This window comes from Inhella gelatinilytica (assembly GCF_016093295.1).
GTDB lineage: Bacteria > Pseudomonadota > Gammaproteobacteria > Burkholderiales > Burkholderiaceae_C > Inhella > Inhella gelatinilytica.
This window is the reverse complement of record NZ_JAEDAL010000004.1, coordinates 214434-237019: the sequence shown is the minus strand read 5'-3', so window position 1 is coordinate 237019 and position 22586 is coordinate 214434. Positions and strand designations below refer to the sequence as shown.

The following is a 22586-nucleotide window of genomic DNA, read 5'->3' as shown; positions in this document are numbered from 1 at the left end:
GCCCAGATGAATTGGTGGCGCACGACCCGTGACCTGGCCTGGCCGCTGGCGCGCAAGGACTTGCAGGCCCGCTTTCGGGGCTCCGTCCTCGGTGTGGCCTGGATCCTCATCGCGCCGCTGCTGATGGTGGCGGTCTACGCGCTGGTGTTCACGGGCGTCTTCAAGGCCCGTTGGCCCGGCCTGGGGGACAGTACCGGCCTGCCGCTGGACTATGCCGTGCGCCTCTCCGTGGGTCTCTTGATGTTCAGCGCTTGGAGCGAGGTATTCAGCCGCGCCACGCGCCTGATCCAGGAGCATGCGTCGCTGGTCAAGCGGGTGATCTTTCCTTTGCCCTTGCTAGGCACCTCCGTCATCCTGGCCGCCTTAGGCATCCTGGTGCTGCAGTGGGTGAGCATGGCGGGGGTCTGGGTGCTGCTGGGGGGGCGGCCCTCCGTGAATGTTTGGGCGGCGCCGCTGGCCGTGGCCTGGTGGGGGCTGCTGGCCCTGGGCGGGGTGTGGGCGCTTTCAGCTTGCGCCTGCTACCTGCGGGATCTGCAACAGATGGTGCCTGTCGCTCTGGGCGGTCTGCTGTTCGTGTCGCCGGTTTTTTATCCCCTGGACGCCGCACCGCCAGCGCTGCAAGGGCTGTTGGTGCTGAATCCGATGGCCGGCCCCATAGAACTGGCGCGCTGGGCGTGGTTCGGACAGGCCGTGGACTGGGGATTCCTGGCTGGCTCGCTTCTGGGGACACTGCTGATCTTGACCCTGGGCCGCTGGGTGTTTGTTCGATTGCAACCGGGCTTTGCGGATTTGGTATGACCTCGCAATCCGATGATGGGGTGATTGAGCTACGGGGCGTGGCCAAGCGATATGCCACCGAGAGCCGCCCCTGGGCGCGCCTGTGGCGCCAGTTGCGCGGCACGGTGGATCAAGGGCCGGTTCACGAGGCGCTCGTGGGCGTGGACTTGTCCATCCGTCGTGGCGAGTTGGTGGGGTTGATCGGCAGCAACGGGGCGGGTAAATCCACCCTGCTGCAATTGGTGTGCGGCGTGCTGCAACCCAGCGCGGGCGAAGTGCGGGTGCAAGGGCGCATTGCGGCCATCCTGGAACTTGGGGCCGGCTTTAACCCTGAGCTGACGGGGCGCGAGAACGTGCGCTTTTGTGCGCCGCTGCTGGGGCTTTCCCCGCAGGAGACTGAGGCCAAGTTGCCCGACATCCTGGCCTTTGCAGAGATTGGAGATTTTGTGGACCAGCCCGTCCGCAGTTATTCCAGCGGCATGTTCGTGCGCTTGGCCTTTGCCCTGGCGACTTCCGTTCAGCCCGACATATTGGTGATCGACGAAGCTCTGGCCGTGGGCGATGAGGCGTTCGCCCGCAAGTCGTTCAAACGCATCATGGCGTTGCGTGAGGCGGGTGCCACGATTCTGTTTTGCTCTCACGCGCTTTTCCAGGTGGAGGCGTTGTGCCCTCGGGCAGTGTGGCTGAACCGCGGCCGCATCGCCTTTGATGGTCCGTCCGCCGAAGCAATCGTGCGCTACCGGGCTCACCTTGGCGTGCAAGGGGAACTCGGCGAATCGGCACTGCAGGAAAACCGCTTTGACACCGGTCGAACTGCCTTGAAGTCAGTACGGGTTGAGTCGGACGAAAGGGTCTTGCGCAGTGGCGAAGATGAACTGGTGATTGCAGTGGAATTCGCGAGCGATCCCAATGATGCCTGCCCGGTTTTGGGAGTCGTTGTTCAGGATGCTGAAGGGCGGTCGATCATGAGCGCGGGTAGCTGGTTGGATGCTCAGAATTTGGTGCGCGATGACGGCGGTGCAGGGCGCGTGCGGCTGTGCTTCCCGCAGGTGGGCTTACTCAAAGGGCGCTACTACGTCTCGGCCTACCTCATGTGCGAGCGGGGCATTCAGGTGCGATCCGCTGCCGAACATGTGGTGCGGTTTGAGGTCAAGCAGACCCATTTGGAGCAAGGGGTGGTTCACCTTCCGCGCACCTGGACAGTAGAGGCCGGAGGGGCATGAGCTTGGATCCGGTTACCCTCGAGCATGCGAGGCGTTGTAAGCGTTTTTTCGTTTGGGCAGAGCGTTTCTTTCGCTGGACGCCCGTCGCCTTACACCCTCGTGCAGCACGTTGGGTGGCGGGCGCGTTTTCCCCCAGTGAGCGCGATTGGGCTGCCTTGGGCGCCAGCATGCAATGGGCCTTAAAGCTGACGGATGCTCAGGCGCAGCAAGCCCTGGACCGTTGGTTGGCCAACCAAGGTGCATGGGGCCTGGACTTGCACAACTATGCCCACTTGCCCCCGGAGTGGACCCAGAGCGTGCACTGCACGAGTCGTGGCCTGTTGGGGGAACTCGTGGCTCAAGGGGGGTTGGTACTCAGCGCTCATTCCCAGCACCACAACCGGTTGGGTGCATTTCTGGGGGATTCCGGTGTGCCGGTCTGGGGAGTGGCGGGGCCCGAAGAGGGGTCACCGTATCAGCCCTGGACCGGGCGTTATGTGCGCTTGATCAACGGCGGCAGTGAAGCCCGCTTTGGCGGCGGGCGCTATGTGTTTACCGACAACCTAAGGGGCTTGGTTCGCGACTGCCGGCACGCCTTTGAACGTGGCCATGCGGTGGTGAGCGTTTCGGATGTTCCCTTGGGCAGTCCTCAGTCCGTGGGTGTTTCCATTTTCGGGCGGGAGTTGCCCGTGGCCACTGCGCTGATCGACTTGGCCTTGAGTGCAGGGGCGCCCATCTGGGCCGCCATCATGGTGAGCGATCTTGAGGGCGGACATACGGTGCGGATGGTTCGCCTGACGGCGATCGATACCCCAGCGGTGGTCCGGGCCTACGGGGCGGTGCTTGAGGGGTGGTTGCGGGAGGAGCCCTGGTTTTGGCAGGGTTGGGCGTGGTGGCTCAACTTGCCCGCTCTGGACCCAGAGGTCTCGGGCACGCCGATCGAGATCGCCGAGCGACTGGAGCATTTCATGCAAGCCCGCCCGGTTGCGTCGCGGGGTACGCGATGGCTGCGCCGCATTGGAGCGTGGCAGGAGCGGGTGGCTCCGCTGATGCGACCATGATGGCCGTGGGGGCCTGCGCGCCGAATGAGGACGCGCGCATTGAGGGGCTGCGGGCCTTGGCGGCGTGGATGGTCGTCGGGATGCATTACCTTCCGCAGGCCTTGGGCCCGAGTGTCCAAAACCTGCTGGTGCTCCAAACCGGAGTCAATCTGTTTTTTGTGCTGAGCGGCTTTGTGTTTGGCCGCTATGTTTGGGGGGCGCCGCTGGATCTCAAGGGATATGCCTTGCGCCGCTGCATGCGCATCGTGCCGTTGTACTTTGTGGCCGTTGCGCTGTACGCCTGGGCGGCCCCGACCGGGGAGATCAGCGGGGGCCTCGTGCTCAAGCACCTGCTCTTTCTGCACACCTGGGAAAACCACGCTACGGCGACTGCACTGAACCCCGCGTTCTGGAGCTTGCCGCCGGAGGTGGAGTTTTACCTTTTCATTCCGCTGATCGCGAGGCTGAAAGGGCCCGTGCGCGTACTTTTTGTAATGGCATTTATCGGACGCTGGCTGATTGGGGAGGCCCTGCCCAGCGAGGGCGTCAATGCGGCGCTGCGTTTGTGGGTTCACCTTCCCGGCATTGCCGTGGAATTCTTGGCCGGGGCGATGGCCTGGCAATGGACGCAGACGCCTCGATCGGGGCGCTTGCGGTGGGCGATGGGCCTTGTGGCGCTGGCGCTGTGGGGTTGGCTAGCGTTTGCGATGGGTTCGGCGGGCGGCGAGGGGGCGTTGCATGCCATGACCTGGGCACGGGGCAAAACAGGGATGTGGGCGGCGATGATTTACGCCGTGGCCCTAGCAGCCTGCATGGCCGGACCGGCGAGGGTGAACCCTCGGTGGCGGGCAGCAATGCTGGGGGCCGGTTCGCTGAGCTACGGGGTGTACTTGTTACACAACCTTTGGCCCGCGCACGTCTTGCCCCACTTTCCGGAGCATACGGTCGTGGGGCTGGCGGTTTGTGTTGCGCTGACGCTCCTTAGTGCCTGGGTCGCCCACTGGGGGATTGAGCGCCCGGCGCGGGCCTGGGGACGAGCCAAAGCGCAGCAGTGGGCGGACCGGTCGGCCCAGGGTTCAAAGAGCAGACATGAAGATTGATGTTTTGGTTCGCACGATGGGCCGTCCCACTTTGGGGCGGGCTGTGGCCTCGGCGCTGGCGCAAGATGGGGTCGAACTGCGGGTGTTGATCCAGCCAGCGCAGGGCTTGCCCTTGGATGGGGCGGTGCTGGGCGTGTCGGGCACAGATCCCCGGTGTGAGGTGCTGCCCCTGGCGGGGGTGTTGCCCCGGGCGCAGGCGGCCAACCAATTGCTGCGCGCTACGCAGGCCGACGCTTTTCTCTTCTTGGACGATGACGACTGGTTGGAGCCGGGGCATTTGGCTGCACTGCAGACGGCTCTGCTTCAGCATCCTGAAGCCGTGGCCGTCCACACCGGCGCACGGATCGAGCAAGCCGGGGGCGCCGAGGGCGGGCAATGCCTCGCCCCGGATTCGGTGGATGCCGACGCCCTGCTGCTGACAAACCGCCTGGCCATTCACTCCGTGCTGGTGCGCCGTCAGGCTGTGGAAGATCCCGCGCTCCGGTTCGATGAGGGATTGGTGTGTTTTGAGGATTGGGACTTCTGGTGCCAGTTGGTTGAGCGCGGGCCACTGGTGGCCGTGCCGCAAATGACGGCGGTGTACTGTTTGAGCCCTGCGGCCGGCTCGGGCCATTCGGCGCCGAGTGACCAGCGGCAGCGGTGGCTGGACGCCTTTGGTGCGCGACAAGTCAAGCGGGTGACACCGGAGCGGCTGGCGCGGTGGATCCAAATGCACGCGCAGACAGCCCACGAAATGCAGCTGCTTCAAGACGCGGTGTCGATTGGCGCCACGGAGTCGAAGAATCTGAAGTTGGAGTTGCGTGCTCTTAGAGCGGAGGTCAATGCTTTCAGAGAAGCCCTTGACGACCGGCACAGGTACGTTGACGCTTTGCGTGCCGAACAACAGGTGCTGGCCCGAGCGTTGGACGAGGCCCGTGACAGCGAACAGCAACTGGTGGTGGCCCGTGAAACGCTCCTGGACGAGTTGCGAGCATTCGAGGCCACGCGTCAGGAGTTGACCAAACTGGAAGCGGTCCGATTGCATCTCTTGGCCGACCTATCGCTGCTGCAAGCGCAGCTGCAGGGGGTTCTGAGTTCGACCTCGTGGCGGTTAACGGCACCGCTGCGCGCGGCTGTGACCCACTGGCGCGTGCTGCAGTCGGCCGCGCTTCGCCGATCCAGGGCGCTGGTGCGCTTTGCGCGCAACTCGGGGCTACTCACTCGGCAGCATGTGCGTCACCACGGGGTCTGGGGTGTGCTGCGCCGGTTGCCGCACTACGCGCGCCGACTGCCGCAGCGCTGGCGCTGGATGGCCCAAGATGAGGCGCCACTGCAAGGCAACCCGTTCGATCAAGTCGAGCGGGTGCGTCGCCAAGGGCCCCAGCGCCCGCTACCGCCGGACCTAGTGCGCGACTGGACGGATGTGGACGCTAGCGTGTCGGTCGTGATTCCCGTGCTGAACGGAGGGGCTGAACTCAAAGCTTTGGCGCGCAAGCTGCTGGCGCAGCAAGGGCTGCGGTCGGTAGAGGTGGTGATCGTGGACAGCGGCTCTCGGGATGGGTCACCCGAAGCTCTGCGCGCCCTTGGGGCGAAGGTGGTGGAAATCTTGCCCAGCGAGTTCAGCCACAGCCACTCTCGCAACGTTGGTGCAGCCCACGCCACGGGCGACTTCCTGCTCTTTATGGTGCAGGACGCCTTTCCCATTGGCGACCGGTGGTTGGCGGGTTTGGTTCGATCGCTGGAGCGTCTGTCGCCTCAGGGGGTGGTTGCGGTCTCGTGTGCCGAAACACCGCGCAGTGACAGCGACATCATTTACGACAGCATGATCCACACGCACTACCGCTTTCTTGGCTGTGACGTGCAAGACCGGGTCGGGCAGTTCAGTGGTGAGGACCACATGAACTTGCGCTCCCAGGGGCAACTCAGCGATGTGGCGTGCCTGATCCCGCGCGCGTTGTTCCAGTCTTACGGGTACCGGGGCGATTACGCGGAAGACTTGGATCTGGGCATGCGCTTGATCCGCGACGGCCACCGCATCGCCATGTTGTCGTCGCTGCGGGTCATCCACTCGCACAACCGCCCCGCTTATTACTACCTCAAGCGGTCGCTGGTGGATGTGGTGTTCTTGGTGGATCTCTTTTCCGACTTCCACCATCCCCGCATTCGGTCGATTCGGGCCCAGACTGGACAGGTGGCCCTGGCCAGCACCTGGCTCAGCGATCTGAGAGCCAGTCTGGCCGACGTTCCCGAGGGCACGCCAACTGCCAGGTGGTTGGGCACCTGGGTGTCGCGTTTGCGGGAGTCCCCTGCCCCGTCGTCGGCTGCGGGTGCAACTGGCGATGGGCGCTTGGACGCTTTTGTTGGGCGCTTGCTGATTGACCATCCAGCGGAGTCAGGCGGTGACCGCGAAGAGGAGCCGTTTGGTCGGGCGCTCGCGGCACGTGTGGAGCACTTTGATGCCTACTTGTGCGGCGTGCACACCCACTTCAACCCTGCACTGAAGACCGAAGTGGACGCGGCGGTGGTCAAGATCTTTGCGCAGGCCTTGGGAACCTTGATGGCGTACTGCTGGCTGGATCGAAGAGGGCGGGCCGAATCCGATGCTGAACGCCAGTGGGCTGCCGCCGTCTTGGCGGAATTGAAGGCGGGGGTGTGATGCGTCTGCTGTACATCGTTCATCAGTTCTTTCCAGAGTTTGCAAGCGGAACGGAGCGCGTGACGCTGAATCTGGCCCGCATGGCCCAGCGGGCCGGGCATCGCGTCGACGTCTTAACCTGCACCCTGGACCCGCGGCAGTTGAAAGGGGCACAGCCCGGCCCGCTGCCGGGGACCTGGGTGAGTTGGGTGGAGGGTGTGCCCGTCTGCTACCTGGACCGGGCGCAGCTCTCCCTCCAGGCGGAAACCACGTTTGAGGTGAATGGAGCCCTGCGTGACGCGTTGGTCCAGTGGATGCAGCAACGTGAGTTTGACGTGGTGCACGTGATGCACAGCATGCGCATGGGCACGGCCATTGCCGCGGCTTTGGCGGCCGGGGTGCCCCTGGTGGCCAGCCTGACGGACTTTCACCCTCTGTGCTTGCGCACCAACCTCGTGGATCAGGTGGGCGACCTGTGCGCGGGGCCTCAGCAGGGCGTGGCCTGTCGGCAGCGCTGTTCGGCGCTGGGTTGGGCCCCGGAGGCGCTAGCCCGGCGTCTGAACCAAGCGGCTACATGGCTTCGGTCAACATCGGCTTGCATCGCACCGTCGGAGTTTGTGGCGCAGCGCTATCGGGCCGAGCTCCCGGATTTGCCCCTTCATGTGATCCCGCATGGCGTGGATGGGCTCCGGTTCCTGGACCTTGGGGCGAAGCGCCCACCGCCGGCCCCGAGTCTTCGATTGCTGTTCATCGGCTCGCTGATCGAGATCAAGGGGCTGCACGTGGTTCTGCAAGCCCTGGCCCAGCACCCCAAGTGGCCGATCACCGTGGACGTTGCGGGGGGACTGCACGGGGATCCGGTGTATCAGCAGCGGATCCGCCAAGCGATGCAGGCCGATCCGCGGGTGACGTGGCACGGACAGCAACCGTCCGACGACGTCCTGCGACTGCTGGGTCAAGCGCATGTGTTGTTGCTGCCCTCCTTGGTGCCGGAAACGTTTTCTCTGGCCTTGCACGAAGGGTTTGCGGCGGGGCTTCCGGCCTTGGTCTCTGACCAAGGCGCACCGGCCGACCGCGTGCGGGCCACGGGCGCCGGGTGTACGGTGCCGATGGGCTCTGTGGAGGCTTGGGAAGGGGCGCTGGCGGACCTGGTGAAATCGCCCGACCGCGTGACCGACTGGGCCCATCGCATCCAGCCCCCACTGCGCATCGAAGAAGAGGCCTTCTTGACCGAAAGCCTTTACTGGGCGGCCTTGGCTGGGGGCTGAGACAGGCTGACCCCGAGCACGATCAGCAGCGGGAGCCCAAAGACGCTGTCTCGAAGGACCGCGTTGAAGAGGGCACCGACCGCCAACAAGACCAGAGCGGCTCGGGCCTGCGGAACCGCACAAGCGGTGGTAGTCGCCCGTGCCATGGCCACCCCCCAAGCCAGAAGCAAGGTCAGACCCACCAGGCCTTGTTGCGTCAGCACTTGCAGGTACTCGTTGTGGGCGGTTCGAAGTCGGGCCAGTGGGCTGTTTGGGGGAGCCTGGCCCCGCCACCACACCTCCCAGCTCCCCAACCCCCATCCTGCGAGGGGGCGCGCTTGCGCCATGTGCAGGCTGCCCTCGGTGAGGGCCGCCCGCTGACCCCAGCTGGTGTCGACCGCCCGGGGAGAGTCGGCGTTTTCGAGTTCGTGCCACCCCTCCTGAAAACGGCCTTGCACCTGGCTTGAACTCACCCAAATCGACCCAAACAAGAGCAGCAAGCCACTGAACTTCATGAGGCGCCGAGGGAGGGAACCTTCGCTGATCGCCCAAATGACCAACAAGACCGCCAGCGCCACCATGCCGGAGCGGCGGTCCTGATTCAGCAAGCCCCAAGCCGAGCCAAGGCCCGCCAGGGCCCACGCCACGCGGCGGGTGCCGCTCGAGGTGGCCGCAATCTGCAGGGCCCAGACGGACCCCAGCGCCAAGAGCAGGGACGTGGCAATGCGCTGGTTGCCCTCGGACATCACCGTGCTGCTTAAAAGCATGGTGCCTCCGGGCTGAGCGCCCAACAGCGCGGTCAGCGGCCCGGCCACGGCGGTGGCGAGCCCCACGAGGGCCGCGCTCACCACGAAATGGGCGCGCAACCGAGAAGCCCACTGCGGGGACAGGCGATCAGCCAGCAGGGCCGGCAGGAGCAGCGGCAGGTAGTGGGCCCACTCGCGCAGTGCGGCGGTGACGGACGCGGCGCTCCAGGCCATCGAAATCAGCATCCACACCAGCAGTACCAACGCCCAGCGCGCCCCCCCCGACTGCGTCCAGGGCCGACGGACCCGATCGGTGCGGGGGTGGAGCAGGGCCCCCATCGCCAGTGCCAGGGCGGCCATCCATTTCAGGGTCACCGAGCCCCACAGCGACCAGGCCAGTAGCGCCGCCACGCCGCCTTACCCTGGACGGGCGCGAGGCCGCCGCCAAAGACCAACCCCGATGCCCCGCCACAGTGCGGCCAGCTTCGCTCCTTTTTGCGCCTCGGCCTTGAGAATGCCCAGCGTTTCATAGGCCAATCGACTCAGGGCCAGGACCGCAAACGAGGGGAACTGCCATCCGTGGCGGCGAATCAACCACACCGTGTTGCGGCCAATTTGGAATCGCCGATCGGGATCGTGCCCACCGGTTTGAAACGTGCGACCCAAAAAGCGGTAGGCCCGTCGCTCACCGATGCGATGAAGGAACTCATGCGAACCGTCGACCAGCAGGCGCAGTCCCGCGCGTTGGGCGCGCAAACACATGTCCGTGTCGATGTGGTCCACCGCCAGAGTTTCGTCAAATGGCCCCAGTCGATGCAGGACCTCGCGTTTCCAACAACTCATGGAGTTGATCAGGAAGCTCACCGGCCGGAGGTCGGCAAACTCGCGAGGCCAAAACCGCACGGACACCCCATGTAGGGGCTGCACATACTGGCCCCGAAGGCCGGTCTGACGCTCTCGGTAAGCCGGCGCGATGGCGCCGCAGTCGTCGTTGCGAAATGCCGCCAAGGTATTGGGGTCGCCGAGAAACGCCTCAAGGCTCTGCGGCTGGGAGTCGTCGTCGACGAACAGGACAAATGGCCATCGATCCGCAGCGTGTTCATCCAACCAACGGAGCGCCCGGTTGTAGGCACCCGCCAAGCCGCCTTGGTTTTGGTTGTCGAGTCGCACGACGTCAGGGGGTAGGCGCAGATCCGCGGGCCAGTGGCCTTGCGGGTGATTGTTGACAATCACCACCGAGCCCATGTGAGAGTGAAGCGATTCGATGAGAGCGACGGGGAAACGGTCGGACTTGAAAAAGACCACCACTGCCGCGCACCGTGCAGCCCAACTCGCGGGCGAATGGGTCACAGCCGGCGAATCAGGGCGGCCAGGGCGATGCCGACGTTGCCCACCCAAGTTTGCCGGTGAATTCCACTGCGCCGCAGTCGTACCAAGCGCGCACCCACCCATCGCTTGCGCAGCGATTTGAATTCGTCCAATACCTTGCGGTTCTCGGGCGTGATGAGGTGCCGGACCTTGTCCAGCGCGCTCAGGTTGGCGTCGATCCAATTGCGGAATCGCCCGTGGAGCAACTGATTCACGCGGCGCGCCTGGGCGCGAACGCTCACATTGGCTCCGAACTGATTGGTGTCATGCTGGCGGTACCGCACCGTGGGGTGGGGGTCGTAATGCACCAAACCGCCGCAGCCACTGATGAGCATGTAGGCCCACCAGTCATGGGTTACAGCTTCAACAGACTCGCCCGCCCGCCGCAGCAGGTCACGGGCTGCGCGATTGAAAACCATGGTGTTGCCGCCCGCAATGCTCTGCACCAAAGCGTTGCGGAAACTCGGCTCTTTCTGAAAAAGGGGCGAGTACCCAATGTGCTGGTTGCGCGCATCCACCAGTTGGGTGCGCGAACCATACAGCGCAGGAATGTGCGCCGGAATGGTCTGCAGCCAGGCGACGGCCCGCTCGAGTTTGTCGGCTTCCCAAATGTCGTCTTGATCGGCGTAGGCGAAATAGTCGGCGTCAATGTCGGCCCGGCAGGTGAGGGCCAGGAAGTTGGCCGTTGACCCTTCGGCCGGACCCTCATGGATGGAGATGCGCTCTTCACCCCAATGCGACTGGTAGTACGCGAGGATGTCGTGGGTGAAGTCATCGGAGCCATCGTCCGACGCCCAAATCGACCAACTGGGGTGGGTTTGCGTGGCGATGGAATTCAGTTGTTCGGCCAGAAAACGCTGGGCCTGCATGGTGCACATCAACACCGCCACTTTGGGAAGGGGCGGGTGCGTGCGATGCAGCAGCGATTTCAGCGAAACCAGCGGAATGACGCGCCGAAATTCCTCCCAGGGCGCCACCAAACCCGCCACCGTTAAGGACGGATCCGATCCCGCTCGGCGCGGCATCTGCGGTGCCGTTTCGGTTGTTTGGGGCCGAGTCATGAGCTCAGTTTACCGGCTGGTTTCAGCCGATTTGTGACCGGCAACACATGTTTACGGTCATTTACGAGGTAACCCCATGTGCAAGGCGGCGACAATACACGGATATGACCCAAGAAACCCCCCAAGCGCCGCGATTTGACACGCTGCCACTGGATGCCAAGTTGCTGCGTGCCGTGGCGGACTCTGGCTACACCGCGATGACCCCCATTCAGGCCAAGGCGATCCCGATCGTGTTGTCCGGCCGAGATGTCATGGGGGCCGCCCAAACGGGAACGGGCAAAACGGCGGCGTTCTCCATACCGTTGCTACAGCGCATGCTCAAGCACGAGAACAGCAGCATGTCGCCCGCGCGACACCCCGTTCGCGCCGTGGTGTTGGCGCCGACCCGGGAGTTGGCGGACCAAGTGGCGCAAAACGTATTGGCCTATGCCAAGCACACCCAATTGCGGGTGGCGTGCGTTTTCGGCGGGGTTGATATCAAGCCGCAGGCGGCCCAGTTGCGCGGTGGGGTGGAGGTGCTCATCGCCACCCCAGGTCGACTCTTGGACCACATTGAGGGGAAGAACTGCGCCTTGCACCAGGTGGAATACGTGGTGCTGGATGAGGCGGACCGGATGCTGGATATCGGCTTCCTGCCGGACTTGGAACGTATCCTCAGCTACTTGCCCAAAAATCGGCAGACCTTGCTGTTTTCGGCGACGTTCTCGCCCGAAATCAAGCGGCTCGCTGGCAGCTATTTGCAAAACCCTGAACTCGTGGAAGTGGCGCGGCCCAACGCCACCGCTTCGACCGTGGACCAGCGGTTCTACGCTGTGGGTGATGATGCCAAGCGGGCGCTCTTGAAGCAGTTGTGGCGTGAACAGGGGCAGAAGCAGGCTATCGTGTTCATGAACAGCAAGCTGGGCGCTGCGCGGTTGACGCGGGCGCTGGAGCGCGAAGGGCTTAAGGCCAGTGCCCTGCATGGCGACAAGAGCCAAGATGAGCGACTGAAAACCTTGGCGGCTTTTAAGGCGGGCGAGGTGGACCTGCTCGTCGCCACCGATGTCGCAGGGCGAGGGCTTGATATCGCGGAGCTGCCGCTGGTCTTCAATTTCGATGTGCCCTTCAATGCCGAGGACTATGTGCACCGGATCGGACGAACCGGTCGCGCCGGCGCCTCGGGGGTCGCCATCACGTTTGTATCCCCCAGCGATTCACGCCTGGTAGCGGATATTGAAAAGCTGATCAAACGCAAGATTGAGCCGCAATCCGTTGCCGTTGAAGAAGAAGGGCGGGCTCGCCGAGCCGACAGCCGCGGGGAGCCACGTTTTGAGCGCTGGGGAGAAGCGCGCAGTGTTGAAGCGGCGCCGCGTCGCGCTGTGCCCGCGTCGCCCCGCGACCCCTTCTTTGACCGCCCCTACGAGGAAAAAGAGGGGGGCGAGGTGCCCGCCTGGGAGCGTGCAGCGGTCAAACCCGCCGTAAAGGCCGGCGGCTTGTCGCGTTACATCAAGCCCAAACGCCAAGTGGCGGCTTTGTTTGCGCCGCCGGTGGTGGTCGATCAACCGGCCAGCCAGGAAAACACCGCCGGCTGATCGGTGGGTAACTCGCGGGGCTCACGGCGCCAGTGGGCCACGGTTGCGCAATGGGTGGAAGCCGATGGCGTAGTCAGTGCCATGCTGACAGACAGCCGGGTTTCCGGGTGCAGCGCTTGCAGCAGGGCGTCCAGCAACACCCGGTTTCGATAGGGCGTTTCGATGGCGATTTGCGTTTGTTGCTCTTTGCGCGACCGCTGTTCCAATTCGCGGATGCGCGCCGTGCGTGCTGCCGCATCTTGGGGCAGATAGCCCACAAAAGCGAATTGTTGCCCTTGTAGCCCACTGGCTGCCAACGCCAGGAGCAAACTGCTGGGCCCGGCCAAACTGTGAACCGGGAGGCGCTCGCGATGCGCTTGCGCGACCAATCCACTCCCCGGGTCGGCCACGGCAGGCAGACCAGCCTCTGACAGCAGGCCCAGGTCATGCCCGGCGCGAGCGGGGGCCAGCAAAGAAGCCCACACCTCGCTCGCTAGGGTCTGCGATGGGGCGGTTTTGCCGCCCTTGTTGGGTCGCGGTAGTTCGACGATCGACAGTTGCTGCAGCGGAACCGAGAGGGGCTGGACGGCATCGATTCGCTTGAGAAAGGCGCGCGCTGACTTGGCGTTCTCCACCACCCAGTACCGGAGTTGGGCTGCTTCACGCCAAACGAGGGGAGGGAGCGCTGCGTCCAAGCCGAGGACGGACTCGACACCGAAGTCGAGGGTGTTCGGGACCAGGACGAGGCGCCCGGGGGGCGACGTGGTTTTCATGTTGACAAGGGGTCCAACCCTGCCTCGCGCAGCAGTCGTGTCAAGGCGATGAGGGGCAATCCAATCAGGGCGGTGGGGTCGTCAGATTCAATGGTCTCCAGCAAAGCAATACCCAAGCCCTCACTCTTGGCGCTGCCGGCGCAATCGATGGCGGGCTCCAACGCGAGATAGCGAGCAATGGCGTCTGGAGTCAGGGTTCGAAAGCGAACCCGAACGGGCACCCTGACGGACTGCTGCCACTGTCGGGCATGGTTCACCAGGGCCAAGCCTGTTTGAAACACCACGGTTTGGCCGCTCAGCCGTTCTAGCTGTCGCTGGGCACGCTCTAAATCTCCGGGCTTTCCGATGGGTTCGCCGTTTAGATCGGCAACTTGGTCCGATCCAATGACCCAGGCCTCCGGGTGGGCCTGAGCCACGGCGCGGGCCTTGGCGATGGCCAGCCGTACCGCGAGTTCGGCGGGGGACTCATGGTCCCTGGGTGTTTCGTCCGTGTGGGGTGGGTGGACCGAAAAGGGCAGATGCAGTCGCTCCAAGAGTTCACGTCGATAGCGTGAAGTGGAGGCCAAGATCAGGGGGTGTTGCATGGTGGGCGGATTGTCCCTTCGTACACTCTCGACATGCGTGCTGAATTGAATTGGAAGCCGGATCGCCTGGATGTGGGCGCGTTCGCGCGTGAGGGCGCCGAATTGCATGGTCGCTGGGTGGCCTCAGATTTACCCCGGTGGTTGGAGAGTCAGTGGTGCCCGGTCGAGGAGGCTGAGCGCCTGCCGGCGATTGACTGGTCATTGCGGGGCGAGCGACGGGAGCGTTTGGGGTCCCCGCCCGAGGTGTGGTTGCATTTGTCGGTGTCGACGGGCTATCGGCTGGAGTGTCAGCGCTGTTTGCAGGCCGTTGAGAGGACTGTGTCCGTCGACCGCTCGTTTCGTTTCGTTCGGGATGAGGCGTCGGCCGAGTCCGAAGACTTGGACAGCGATGAGGATCTGCTGGTCCTTAGCCGAACCTTCGATGCAAGAGAACTCATTGAGGACGAGTTGCTGCTGGCGCTTCCGCTTGTGCCCCTACACGAGGCTTGCTCGGCGCCTGAATTCGCCAGCGAGCCCGAAGGGGTGTCTGGAGAGGAGCCCTCCCAGGACGAGCGCCCCAACCCCTTCGCGGCCCTCGCGGTTCTCAAGAAGCAGGACTAGGGGCTTCCCTGGGGTCTGAATTCGGGCTAGAATGGAAGACTTTTGTCGCTGCCGCTTCTGTCTTTGGGTGCTGGCAGGTTCGTCGCTTTGTGGGTTGTAGCAATCCACGGCGCTCATCGGATGAGCCGTTTTTCGGCCCGCCGCACAGCATTGGAGCAATCATGGCTGTTCAACAAAACAAGAAGTCGCCGTCCAAGCGCGGCATGCACCGCTCGCATAACGCCTTGGTGAACCCGGGTACGGCCATCGAGCCGACGACCGGTGAAGTCCACCTGCGTCACCACATCAGCCCGAACGGTTTTTACCGGGGCCGTAAGGTTCTGAAGACCAAGGCTGACGCGGCCTGATTCCGTTTGGGGGGCGAGGTCACGCGTTTGTGATTTCTGCTCCCGGGATCGATCGTTGCTGCGCCCGACGTCCCTGCGAGGGGGCGCCGGGCGTTCTGCTTTGGTTTTCTTGGTGAGGATTTGCGGATGCTGCAGCGTGTGCGCATTGCGGTGGACTGCATGGGCGGCGATTTGGGGCCGGCAGCGACCTTGCCGGCCTGCCAAGCCTTTCTGAGCAGTCATCCCCACGCGGAACTGCTGTTGGTGGGTCGGCCCGAGACGGTGGGTGTGGCGCGGCATTGGCCGCGGTGCACGGTGATCGAGGCCAACGAAGTTGTTGCCATGGATGATCCCGTTGAGGTCGCCCTGCGCAGGAAGAAAGACTCTTCGCTTCGTGTCGCCATCAACCAACTGAAAGCTGCGGACGGAATACCCGCCGCGGCCGATGCCTGCGTCTCGTCGGGCAATACCGGGGCGCTGATGGCGGTGGCCCGTTTCGTCTTGAAGACGATGGAGGGCATTGATCGCCCGGCCATTGCCACCGTGCTGCCCAATCGCAAGGGCACGGGCACCACGGTCTTGGACCTGGGGGCCAATGTCGATTGCGGCCCTGATCACTTGCTGCAGTTCGCGATCATGGGTTCGGCCTTGGTCACGGCGGTGACCGAAAACCCCAGCCCCACGGTGGGCCTTCTCAATGTGGGTGAGGAGGTGATCAAAGGCAGCGAAGTGATCAAGAAAACGGGCGAACTGCTCCGCGGTGCGCATGAGGCCGGTTTGGTGAACTTCCACGGCAACGTGGAGGGCAACGACATTTTTAAGGGTACGACGGACATCGTGGTCTGCGATGGTTTTGTCGGTAACGTGGCGCTGAAAGCTGCGGAAGGTCTGGCCAGCATGGTCGGCGAGCAGCTCAAGGCGGAGTTTTCCGCGGGTTGGCTCTCAAAAGCGGCGGCGGTGGTGGCGTTGCCCGTGCTGAAGCGGTTCAAACAGCGCGTGGATCACCGGCGCTTCAACGGGGCCGCTTTGCTGGGTCTGCGGGGCTTGGTTTTTAAGAGCCACGGTTCGGCCGATGCTTACGCGTTTGAACGCGCCTTGGAGCGGGCCTATGAGGCCGCTCGCCACCAGCTCCTGTCGGGTGTTCAGAGTCGCGTGACCGCTGCTGTCTCCAACTTACCCGCGAGTGCCGCCCAGCCAGCGTGAGTTTCAATATGAATCCGAATTTCTCTAGGGTCTTGGGCACGGGCAGTCATTTGCCCGCCCGTCGTGTGTCCAATGTCCAGCTGGTCGCTCAGTTGGCGGCCGACGGGGTTGAAACCTCGGACGAATGGATTACCGAGCGCACAGGCATTCAAGCTCGTTACTTTGCCGAGTCAGGTCAGTCCACCAGCGACTTGGCCCTGCCGGCGGCGCAAGCCGCGATTGCCGCGGCGGGCCTTGCAGCCGAGGATTTGGACCTGATCATCGTCGCGACCACCACGCCAGACATGGTCTTCCCTTCCACAGCGTGTTTGCTACAGGCCAAGCTGGGTGTCGCTGGTTGCGCGGCGTTCGATGTGCAGGCCGTGTGTTCGGGCTTTTTGTACGCCTTGTCGGTGGCGGATGCCATGATCCGGGCGGGACAGGCCCGGCACGCCCTGGTGGTTGGGGCGGAAGTGTTTTCTCGCTTGCTGGACTTCAAAGATCGCACCACGTGTGTGCTCTTTGGCGATGGTGCTGGCGCCGTCGTGCTGGGGGCTTCCGACACACCGGGCATCCTGGCCACTGCCCTGCATGCTGACGGGGCGCAAGCCGAAGTTCTCTGTGTTCCGGGCACGGTGCAGGGGGGGCATGTGGTGGGTCATCCGGTGGTCCGCATGGACGGTCAGGCTGTTTTCAAACTTGCGGTCACGGCGCTGGACAAAGTCGCCCGCGAAGTCATGGAGCGAGCCCAGGTCGCAGCGGGTCAGATTGATTGGCTGATACCTCACCAAGCCAATCTGCGCATCATGAAGGGCACGGCCAAAAAACTCGGACTCCCCGAGGAGCGAATGATCGTGACCGTTCATGAGCATGGCAATACATCGGCTGCGTCTGTGCCATTGGCACTGGACGGGGCTATCCGGTCAGGGCGCATTCAACGGGGGCAAAAATTGCTGCTCGAAGGGGTGGGCGGCGGCTTCACGTGGGGCGCCGCCCTGTTGACGTACTGATTACGACATTACACGAACCTATAGGACATTGGAGTCATTGATGACCGCATCGTTTGCTTTCGTTTTTCCGGGCCAGGGTTCCCAGGCTGTAGGCATGTTGAATGCTTGGGGCGACCATCCGGCCGTGCGCGCGGTCCTTGCCGAGGCGAGCGAAGCCTTGGGGCAGGATATGGGCCGATTGATTGCCGAGGGGCCCAAAGATCAACTCGATTTGACGACTAACACGCAGCCCGTGATGCTGACAGCGGGCGTGGCGTGCTACCGCGCCTGGGTTCAAGAGACCGGATTGCTTCCGAGCGCCGTGGCAGGTCACAGTCTGGGTGAATACAGTGCGCTGGTGGCAGCAGGTGTCCTGACCTTGGGGCAAGCATTGCCCTTGGTTCGCCTGCGCGCTGAGGCGATGCAAGAGGCAGTGCCCGTGGGGCAAGGTGGCATGGCGGCCATTTTGGGTTTGAATGAGGGGGCGGTTAAAGCTGGTTGCGCGCTTGCTGCTCAATTCAGTGGGCAGGTTGTTGAAGCGGTTAACTTCAATGAACCGCTCCAAACTGTTATCGCAGGTACCAAAGGTGGCGTCGAGCGCGCTTGCGAGATGCTCAAGGCCTCAGGTGCGAAACGCGCGCTGCCCTTGCCGGTTTCGGCGCCGTTCCACAGCAGCCTGATGAAGCCGGCTGCGGAACGTCTACAAGAAGCCCTCAAAGGAATGAAGCTGAAGAAGGCGGCCTTCCCTGTGGTCAATAACGTAGACGTTCAGACGCCCACGGAAAGCAAGGCTATTCGAGAAGCCTTGGTGCGACAAGCATACCAGCCCGTCCGCTGGGTCGAGGTGGTTCAGGCCCTCAAGGCGCGTGGCCTGAATCATGTGATTGAGTGCGGCCCTGGCAAAGTCCTTTCGGGGATGGTGAAGCGCATTGATAGTGCGCTTGTGACCGCGGTCGTTCAAGATCCCGCCAGTCTGGCTGAGGCACGGGCCTTGTTGGGCTGAGGATCAAGGGGATGACCATGAGTACCAAGACAATTGCCCTCGTAACCGGTGCCAGTCGTGGCATCGGTGCGGCCATCGCCCAGGCATTGGCCGAGCAGGGTCATCATGTGATCGGGACGGCGACCACCGTCGAAGGGGCCGAGCGGATCACCACATCCCTGGCTGCGACGGGCGGCCGTGGGGTGGCTCTCAATGTGAACGATGCGGCGGCCTGTGAAGCGCTGGTTGAGAGCCTGATCAAAGACGAAGGCGGCCTCCATGTGCTCGTCAACAACGCGGGCATCACCAAGGACAATTTGGCGCTGCGTCTGAAGGACGAAGATTGGGACGCGGTGCTTGATACCAATCTGAAGGCCGTTTTTCGGCTCTGTCGTTTGGCGATCAAGCCCATGATGAAACAGCGCCACGGCCGCATCATCAGCATCACGTCCGTTGTGGGTGCCTCCGGCAACCCGGGGCAAGCCAACTATGCGGCGGCTAAAGCCGGCTTGGCGGGCATGAGTCGCGCTTTGGCTCGGGAAGTCGGCAGCCGTGGCATCACGGTGAACTGCGTGGCTCCTGGCTTCATTGCGACCGACATGACTTCGGCGCTGCCTGAGGCGCAGCAACAGGCGCTTCTGTCGCAGATTCCGTTGGCGCGACTGGGCGAAGCCAAGGAAGTGGCGGCGGCTGTGGCCTTCTTGGCTGGTCCTGGCGGTGGCTATGTGACGGGCAGTGAACTGCACGTCAACGGCGGCATGTACATGTGTTGATTTCGTGGCTGTCGCCCATTGATTAGGGCGATGGCTCTAATGCCCGTAGAATGGCGGGCTGTTTCTTTGCAAACCCCTCCTGGAGGAGTCATGAGCGATATCGAAGCCCGCGTCAAAAAAATCATTGCTGAACAACTCGGCGTGCCTGAGGCGGACGTGACCAACGAAAAGGCCTTTGTGGCCGACCTGGGCGCTGACTCGCTCGATACCGTGGAGCTGGTCATGGCCCTGGAAGACGAGTTCGGCATTGAAATTCCGGACGAAGAAGCCGAGAAGATCACCACCGTCCAACTGGCGATCGACTACGCTGTCAAGGCGCAAAAAGCCTAATCTTTGGGCTGCGCTGTGCGCAACTTCGGTTGCGCTTTCGATGGGGCCGCAAGGCCCCTTTGACCATTTGCACTTCAGTTGAATCGCATGAGCCGTCGTCGCGTTGTCGTCACTGGACTGGGCCTGATCACACCGGTGGGAAACACCGTTGCAGACTCGTGGGCCAATATTTTGGCCGGCCGCTCCGGGATCGCCACCGTCACTCGATTTGATGCCAGTAACTTGGCCTGCCAATTCGCAGGAGAAGTGAAGGGCTTCAGCATTGAGGACTACATCACTGCCAAAGAAGCCCGCACGATGGATACCTTTATCCATTACGGTTTGGCCGCGGGCATCCAGGCCGTGAGGGACTCAGGTCTGCTCACTGGCGAGGCCCTGACCGAGGCGCAATCCGAGCGCATCGGCGTGATGGTGGGATCCGGCATTGGTGGCTTGCCGATGATTGAGGAAACCAAGGCTGAAGCGATCAGCCGAGGGCCTCGTCGAATCTCGCCGTTTTTTGTGCCAGCCTCAATCATCAACATGATTTCGGGGCACCTGTCGATTCAATTGGGATTCAAGGGCCCCAACTTGTCGGTGGTGACGGCCTGCACGACGGGTTTGCACAGCATTGGCATGGCGGCCCGTCTGATCCAGATGGGCGACGCGGATGCGATGGTGGCGGGTGGCGCCGAATCCACGGTGTCGCCCCTGGGGATCGGTGGCTTTGCGGCGGCCCGGGCGCTGTCAACCCGCAACGATGACCCGGCCGCGGCCTCGCGTCCCTGGGACAAGGGGCGCGATGGGTTTGTTCTGGGTGAGGGGGCCGGCGTGATGGTGCTCGAAAGCATGGAGCACGCACAAGCCCGGGGCGCCAAGATCTATGCGGAGCTCATCGGCTTTGGCATGGGAGCGGATGCGTATCACATGACGGCCCCCAACGTCGATGGCCCACGCCGCACCATGCAGGCGGCGTTGCGCGACGCCGGCCTGAACGCGGATGCGGTGGATTACATGAATGCGCATGGCACCTCCACTCCGCTGGGCGATGCCAATGAAACCAATGCCATCAAACTGGCCTTTGGAGACCATGCCAAGAAAATGGTGGTGAGTTCCACCAAGTCGATGACCGGGCATTTGCTGGGGGGGGCAGGCGGGATCGAATCGATCTTCACTGTGCTGGCCCTTCGGGACCAGATTGCGCCGCCGACCATCAACTTGCAGGATCCCGATCCGGCTTGCGATTTGGACTATTGTGCCAATCAAGCGCGGGAGATGAAGATCGACATCGCTGCCAAAAACAATTTCGGTTTTGGTGGCACGAATGGCACGCTGATCTTCAAGCGATTCGACTGAGCCATGAGCCGGCGGGCTCTGCCGGGGGTGGTCTGGCCGTTAAGCCAGCCTCAATGGAGGGCCTTGGTGGCCGACGAATCGGGATGGGCACTGCTGCCGCGCGTGGTGGGCCCGGATCCGCTCCCTGTGGAGCGGGTTGACGTGGTCTGGGAATGGGGGCGCTGCATTGGATTGAGGCTGTCGCTGCCATGTTCGGCCGGTCATCGGGCAACGCGGCGGCGCCATCAATTCTTGTGGCTGCGCGCGGCGCACCAACCGCGAGCCTGGGCGCTTTTGCGGGCACATTTGGCCCGCACCCGAAGAGGCCACTGGCTGGGCGCCCAGTAGCGGCGGGCAGCTTTGTCAACGCAGGGGTGACTTCTGGCCGTTGAGGTCGGTGCCTTGGCATCATCCTGCCTGCGTGACTTAAACGGGGAACTGAACGCACCATGAAATCGATTGCAGTACGAACGGGCTTGGCCACTCTGGCGGTGGCGCTGAGTTTGATTCAAGGAGGTGCAGCGCACGCCCAGAACCCAAATTTGCCAGATTTCACGGAGCTGGTGGAGCGCGTGGGGCCCGCTGTGGTGAACATTCGCACCTCGGAGCGGGTGCGGGGAATGCCCGGCGGGGAGATGGACCCCCAGATGCAGGAGTTTTTGCGTCGGTTTGGACTGCCGGGGGGGCGACGCCCTCAACCTCGGGGAGAGGATGACGAGGCGCCCCAACGACGTGGGGTGGGTTCGGGTTTCATCTTGGCCGCCGATGGGGTGGTGTTGACCAATGCGCATGTGGTGGAAGGGGCGGACGAGGTCATCGTGACCCTCACCGACAAGCGCGAATTCAGGGCAAAGGTGAGTGGATTGGACCGTCGCACCGATGTGGCGGTGCTCAAGATTGACGCGCAGGGCTTGCCCTCGGTTCGGTTGGGCGACGTCAATCGCCTCAAAGTGGGCGAGTGGGTCTTGGCCATTGGGTCGCCCTTTGGCTTTGAAAGCACGGTGACGGCCGGCATCGTCAGCGCCAAGGCGCGTGACACCGGTGAGTTTTTGCCTTTCATTCAAACCGATGTCGCCATCAATCCGGGGAATTCGGGCGGGCCGCTGCTCAATATGCGGGGCGAAGTGGTGGGCATCAATTCGCAGATCTACAGCCAGTCCGGTGGTTTCATGGGAATTTCCTTTGCCATCCCCATTGACGAGGCGATGCGCGTCGCCGATCAATTGCGGGCCAGTGGCAAGGTGGTGCGGGGGCGGATTGGTGTGGCCATTGGGCCCGTCACCAAAGAGGTCGCGGATGCCATGGGATTGGCCAAACCACAGGGAGCGTGGGTGAGTTCGGTGGAGGCTGGCAGCCCGGCTGAAAAGGCGGGGGTCGAGGGCGGCGACGTCATCCTCAAATTCGATGGCAAAACCATTGAACGCTCAACGGACTTGCCTCGGCTCGTTGGGGCCGCGCGTCCAGGCAGCAAGGCTCAACTCCAGGTGTTTCGGCGCGGCGCGAGCAAGGATCTGTCGGTGACGGTTGCAGAGCTCAAAGAGAGTCCCGGTCGTGGGCAGGCCGACGCGTCGGAAGCGGCCCGCGCAGCAGGGGGGCTGGGCTTGATTCTTTCGGACCTGACGGAGTCTCAACGCAAGGAGTTGCGGGTGCGCGGCGGCATTCGAATTGACGGGGCCGAAGGGCCGGCTGCGCGCGCGGGTTTGCGTGAGGGGGATGTCATTCTGTCCGTCGAAAACACCGAAATCAGCAGCGTGAAGCAATTCCAGAGTTTGGTCTCCAAGGCCGACCGGAACAAAGTGCTAAGTTTGGTGGTTCGGCGCGGCGACGTGACTAGCTTTGTCTTGATTCGGCCGGGAAAGTGACATTTTCCAGGGGAATCTGTGAATAAGTTGTGGGCAACATCGCTTGTCGGGTGCCTGCAACGGTCATGACCCTTTGCGGCGGGGGCTGGTGAATTCGAGGGCTTTGGCTACAATCAGTCCCCCAACAAGCAGTTGCCATACGTTTTGTTGGAAGGCGCGTCTGCCC

General features: G+C 63.2%; 21 protein-coding genes. 16 read left to right on the top strand and 5 right to left on the bottom strand.

Annotation, left to right across the window (positions count from 1 at the left end):
• Positions 1 to 6: 6 nt before the first annotated feature.
• From I7X43_RS10710 to I7X43_RS10685, 6 genes are all read left to right on the top strand, one after another.
• Positions 7 to 798 carry an ABC transporter permease gene (locus tag I7X43_RS10710; protein ID WP_198100920.1) on the top strand — a complete coding sequence of 264 codons (792 nt, stop codon included), beginning with the start codon at positions 7 to 9 and terminating at the stop codon, positions 796 to 798.
• Positions 795 to 2000, top strand: coding sequence for an ABC transporter ATP-binding protein (locus I7X43_RS10705; protein WP_198100919.1), 1206 nt, complete (start codon positions 795 to 797; stop codon positions 1998 to 2000). Before I7X43_RS10710 ends, I7X43_RS10705 begins: the two co-directional genes overlap by 4 nt.
• A gap of 167 nt (positions 2001 to 2167) precedes the next feature.
• Positions 2168 to 3040, top strand: coding sequence for a lysophospholipid acyltransferase family protein (locus tag I7X43_RS10700; protein WP_198100918.1), 873 nt, complete (start codon positions 2168 to 2170; stop codon positions 3038 to 3040).
• A complete protein-coding gene (locus I7X43_RS10695) occupies positions 2983 to 4119 on the top strand; it encodes an acyltransferase family protein (RefSeq protein WP_198100917.1) in 1137 nt (378 codons plus the stop codon). The genes I7X43_RS10700 and I7X43_RS10695 overlap by 58 nt, the downstream gene beginning before the upstream one ends.
• On the top strand, positions 4109 to 6754 hold the full coding sequence (locus I7X43_RS10690; protein ID WP_198100916.1) for a glycosyltransferase family 2 protein: 2646 nt from the start codon (positions 4109 to 4111) through the stop codon (positions 6752 to 6754). Before I7X43_RS10695 ends, I7X43_RS10690 begins: the two co-directional genes overlap by 11 nt.
• Complete coding sequence (locus tag I7X43_RS10685) at positions 6754 to 8001, top strand: glycosyltransferase family 4 protein (RefSeq protein WP_198100915.1); 1248 nt, start codon at positions 6754 to 6756, stop codon at positions 7999 to 8001. The genes I7X43_RS10690 and I7X43_RS10685 overlap by 1 nt, the downstream gene beginning before the upstream one ends.
• Here the strand turns inward: I7X43_RS10685 and I7X43_RS16580 are convergent.
• From I7X43_RS16580 to I7X43_RS10670, 3 genes are all read right to left on the bottom strand, one after another.
• Complete coding sequence (locus I7X43_RS16580) at positions 7974 to 9137, bottom strand: O-antigen ligase family protein (protein ID WP_198100914.1); 1164 nt, start codon at positions 9135 to 9137, stop codon at positions 7974 to 7976. The two genes, I7X43_RS10685 and I7X43_RS16580, sit on opposite strands and share 28 nt — an antisense overlap.
• 6 nt (positions 9138 to 9143) lie before the next feature.
• On the bottom strand, positions 9144 to 9959 hold the full coding sequence (locus I7X43_RS10675; RefSeq protein WP_198100913.1) for a glycosyltransferase family protein: 816 nt from the start codon (positions 9957 to 9959) through the stop codon (positions 9144 to 9146).
• Positions 9960 to 10072: 113 nt separating this feature from the next.
• Positions 10073 to 11155 carry a glycosyltransferase family 2 protein gene (locus I7X43_RS10670; RefSeq protein WP_246480338.1) on the bottom strand — a complete coding sequence of 361 codons (1083 nt, stop codon included), beginning with the start codon at positions 11153 to 11155 and terminating at the stop codon, positions 10073 to 10075.
• A gap of 104 nt (positions 11156 to 11259) precedes the next feature.
• Here I7X43_RS10670 and I7X43_RS10665 point away from each other — a divergent pair, with 104 nt between their 5' ends.
• On the top strand, positions 11260 to 12726 hold the full coding sequence (locus I7X43_RS10665) for a DEAD/DEAH box helicase (RefSeq protein ID WP_198100912.1): 1467 nt from the start codon (positions 11260 to 11262) through the stop codon (positions 12724 to 12726).
• Here the strand turns inward: I7X43_RS10665 and I7X43_RS10660 are convergent.
• Positions 12693 to 13478, bottom strand: coding sequence for an SAM-dependent methyltransferase (locus I7X43_RS10660; RefSeq protein WP_198100911.1), 786 nt, complete (start codon positions 13476 to 13478; stop codon positions 12693 to 12695). The two genes, I7X43_RS10665 and I7X43_RS10660, sit on opposite strands and share 34 nt — an antisense overlap.
• Positions 13475 to 14062, bottom strand: a complete 588-nt coding sequence (locus tag I7X43_RS10655; protein ID WP_198100910.1) for a Maf family protein — start codon at positions 14060 to 14062, stop codon at positions 13475 to 13477. Before I7X43_RS10655 ends, I7X43_RS10660 begins: the two co-directional genes overlap by 4 nt.
• 33 nt (positions 14063 to 14095) lie before the next feature.
• Between I7X43_RS10655 and I7X43_RS10650 the strand changes: the two genes are divergently transcribed.
• The 9 genes from I7X43_RS10650 (at position 14096) to I7X43_RS10610 (ending at position 22420) form a co-directional block, all read left to right on the top strand.
• A complete protein-coding gene (locus I7X43_RS10650; RefSeq protein WP_198100909.1) occupies positions 14096 to 14662 on the top strand; it encodes a YceD family protein in 567 nt (188 codons plus the stop codon).
• A 161-nt stretch (positions 14663 to 14823) separates the two neighbouring features.
• Positions 14824 to 15009, top strand: coding sequence for a 50S ribosomal protein L32 (gene rpmF, locus I7X43_RS10645; RefSeq protein ID WP_198100908.1), 186 nt, complete (start codon positions 14824 to 14826; stop codon positions 15007 to 15009).
• Between the two features lie 126 nt (positions 15010 to 15135).
• Positions 15136 to 16191 (top strand): phosphate acyltransferase PlsX, encoded by a 1056-nt coding sequence (gene plsX, locus I7X43_RS10640; protein WP_198100907.1) that lies wholly within the window; start codon positions 15136 to 15138, stop codon positions 16189 to 16191.
• 8 nt (positions 16192 to 16199) lie between these two features.
• On the top strand, positions 16200 to 17180 hold the full coding sequence (locus I7X43_RS10635; protein ID WP_198100906.1) for a beta-ketoacyl-ACP synthase III: 981 nt from the start codon (positions 16200 to 16202) through the stop codon (positions 17178 to 17180).
• Positions 17181 to 17220: 40 nt separating this feature from the next.
• The gene (gene fabD / locus I7X43_RS10630; RefSeq protein WP_198100905.1) at positions 17221 to 18162 is read left to right on the top strand and encodes an ACP S-malonyltransferase; all 942 of its coding nucleotides are present in this window, start codon (positions 17221 to 17223) and stop codon (positions 18160 to 18162) included.
• An 11-nt stretch (positions 18163 to 18173) separates the two neighbouring features.
• Positions 18174 to 18914: a 3-oxoacyl-ACP reductase FabG gene (fabG, locus tag I7X43_RS10625; RefSeq protein WP_198100904.1), complete on the top strand. Its 741-nt coding sequence runs from the start codon at positions 18174 to 18176 to the stop codon at positions 18912 to 18914.
• Positions 18915 to 19004: 90 nt separating this feature from the next.
• Positions 19005 to 19244 (top strand): acyl carrier protein, encoded by a 240-nt coding sequence (gene acpP, locus I7X43_RS10620; RefSeq protein WP_198100903.1) that lies wholly within the window; start codon positions 19005 to 19007, stop codon positions 19242 to 19244.
• Positions 19245 to 19331: 87 nt separating this feature from the next.
• On the top strand, positions 19332 to 20579 hold the full coding sequence (gene fabF, locus I7X43_RS10615; protein WP_198100902.1) for a beta-ketoacyl-ACP synthase II: 1248 nt from the start codon (positions 19332 to 19334) through the stop codon (positions 20577 to 20579).
• Positions 20580 to 21007: 428 nt separating this feature from the next.
• Positions 21008 to 22420 (top strand): DegQ family serine endoprotease, encoded by a 1413-nt coding sequence (locus I7X43_RS10610; RefSeq protein ID WP_198100901.1) that lies wholly within the window; start codon positions 21008 to 21010, stop codon positions 22418 to 22420.
• The last annotated feature ends 166 nt before the right edge of the window (positions 22421 to 22586 follow it).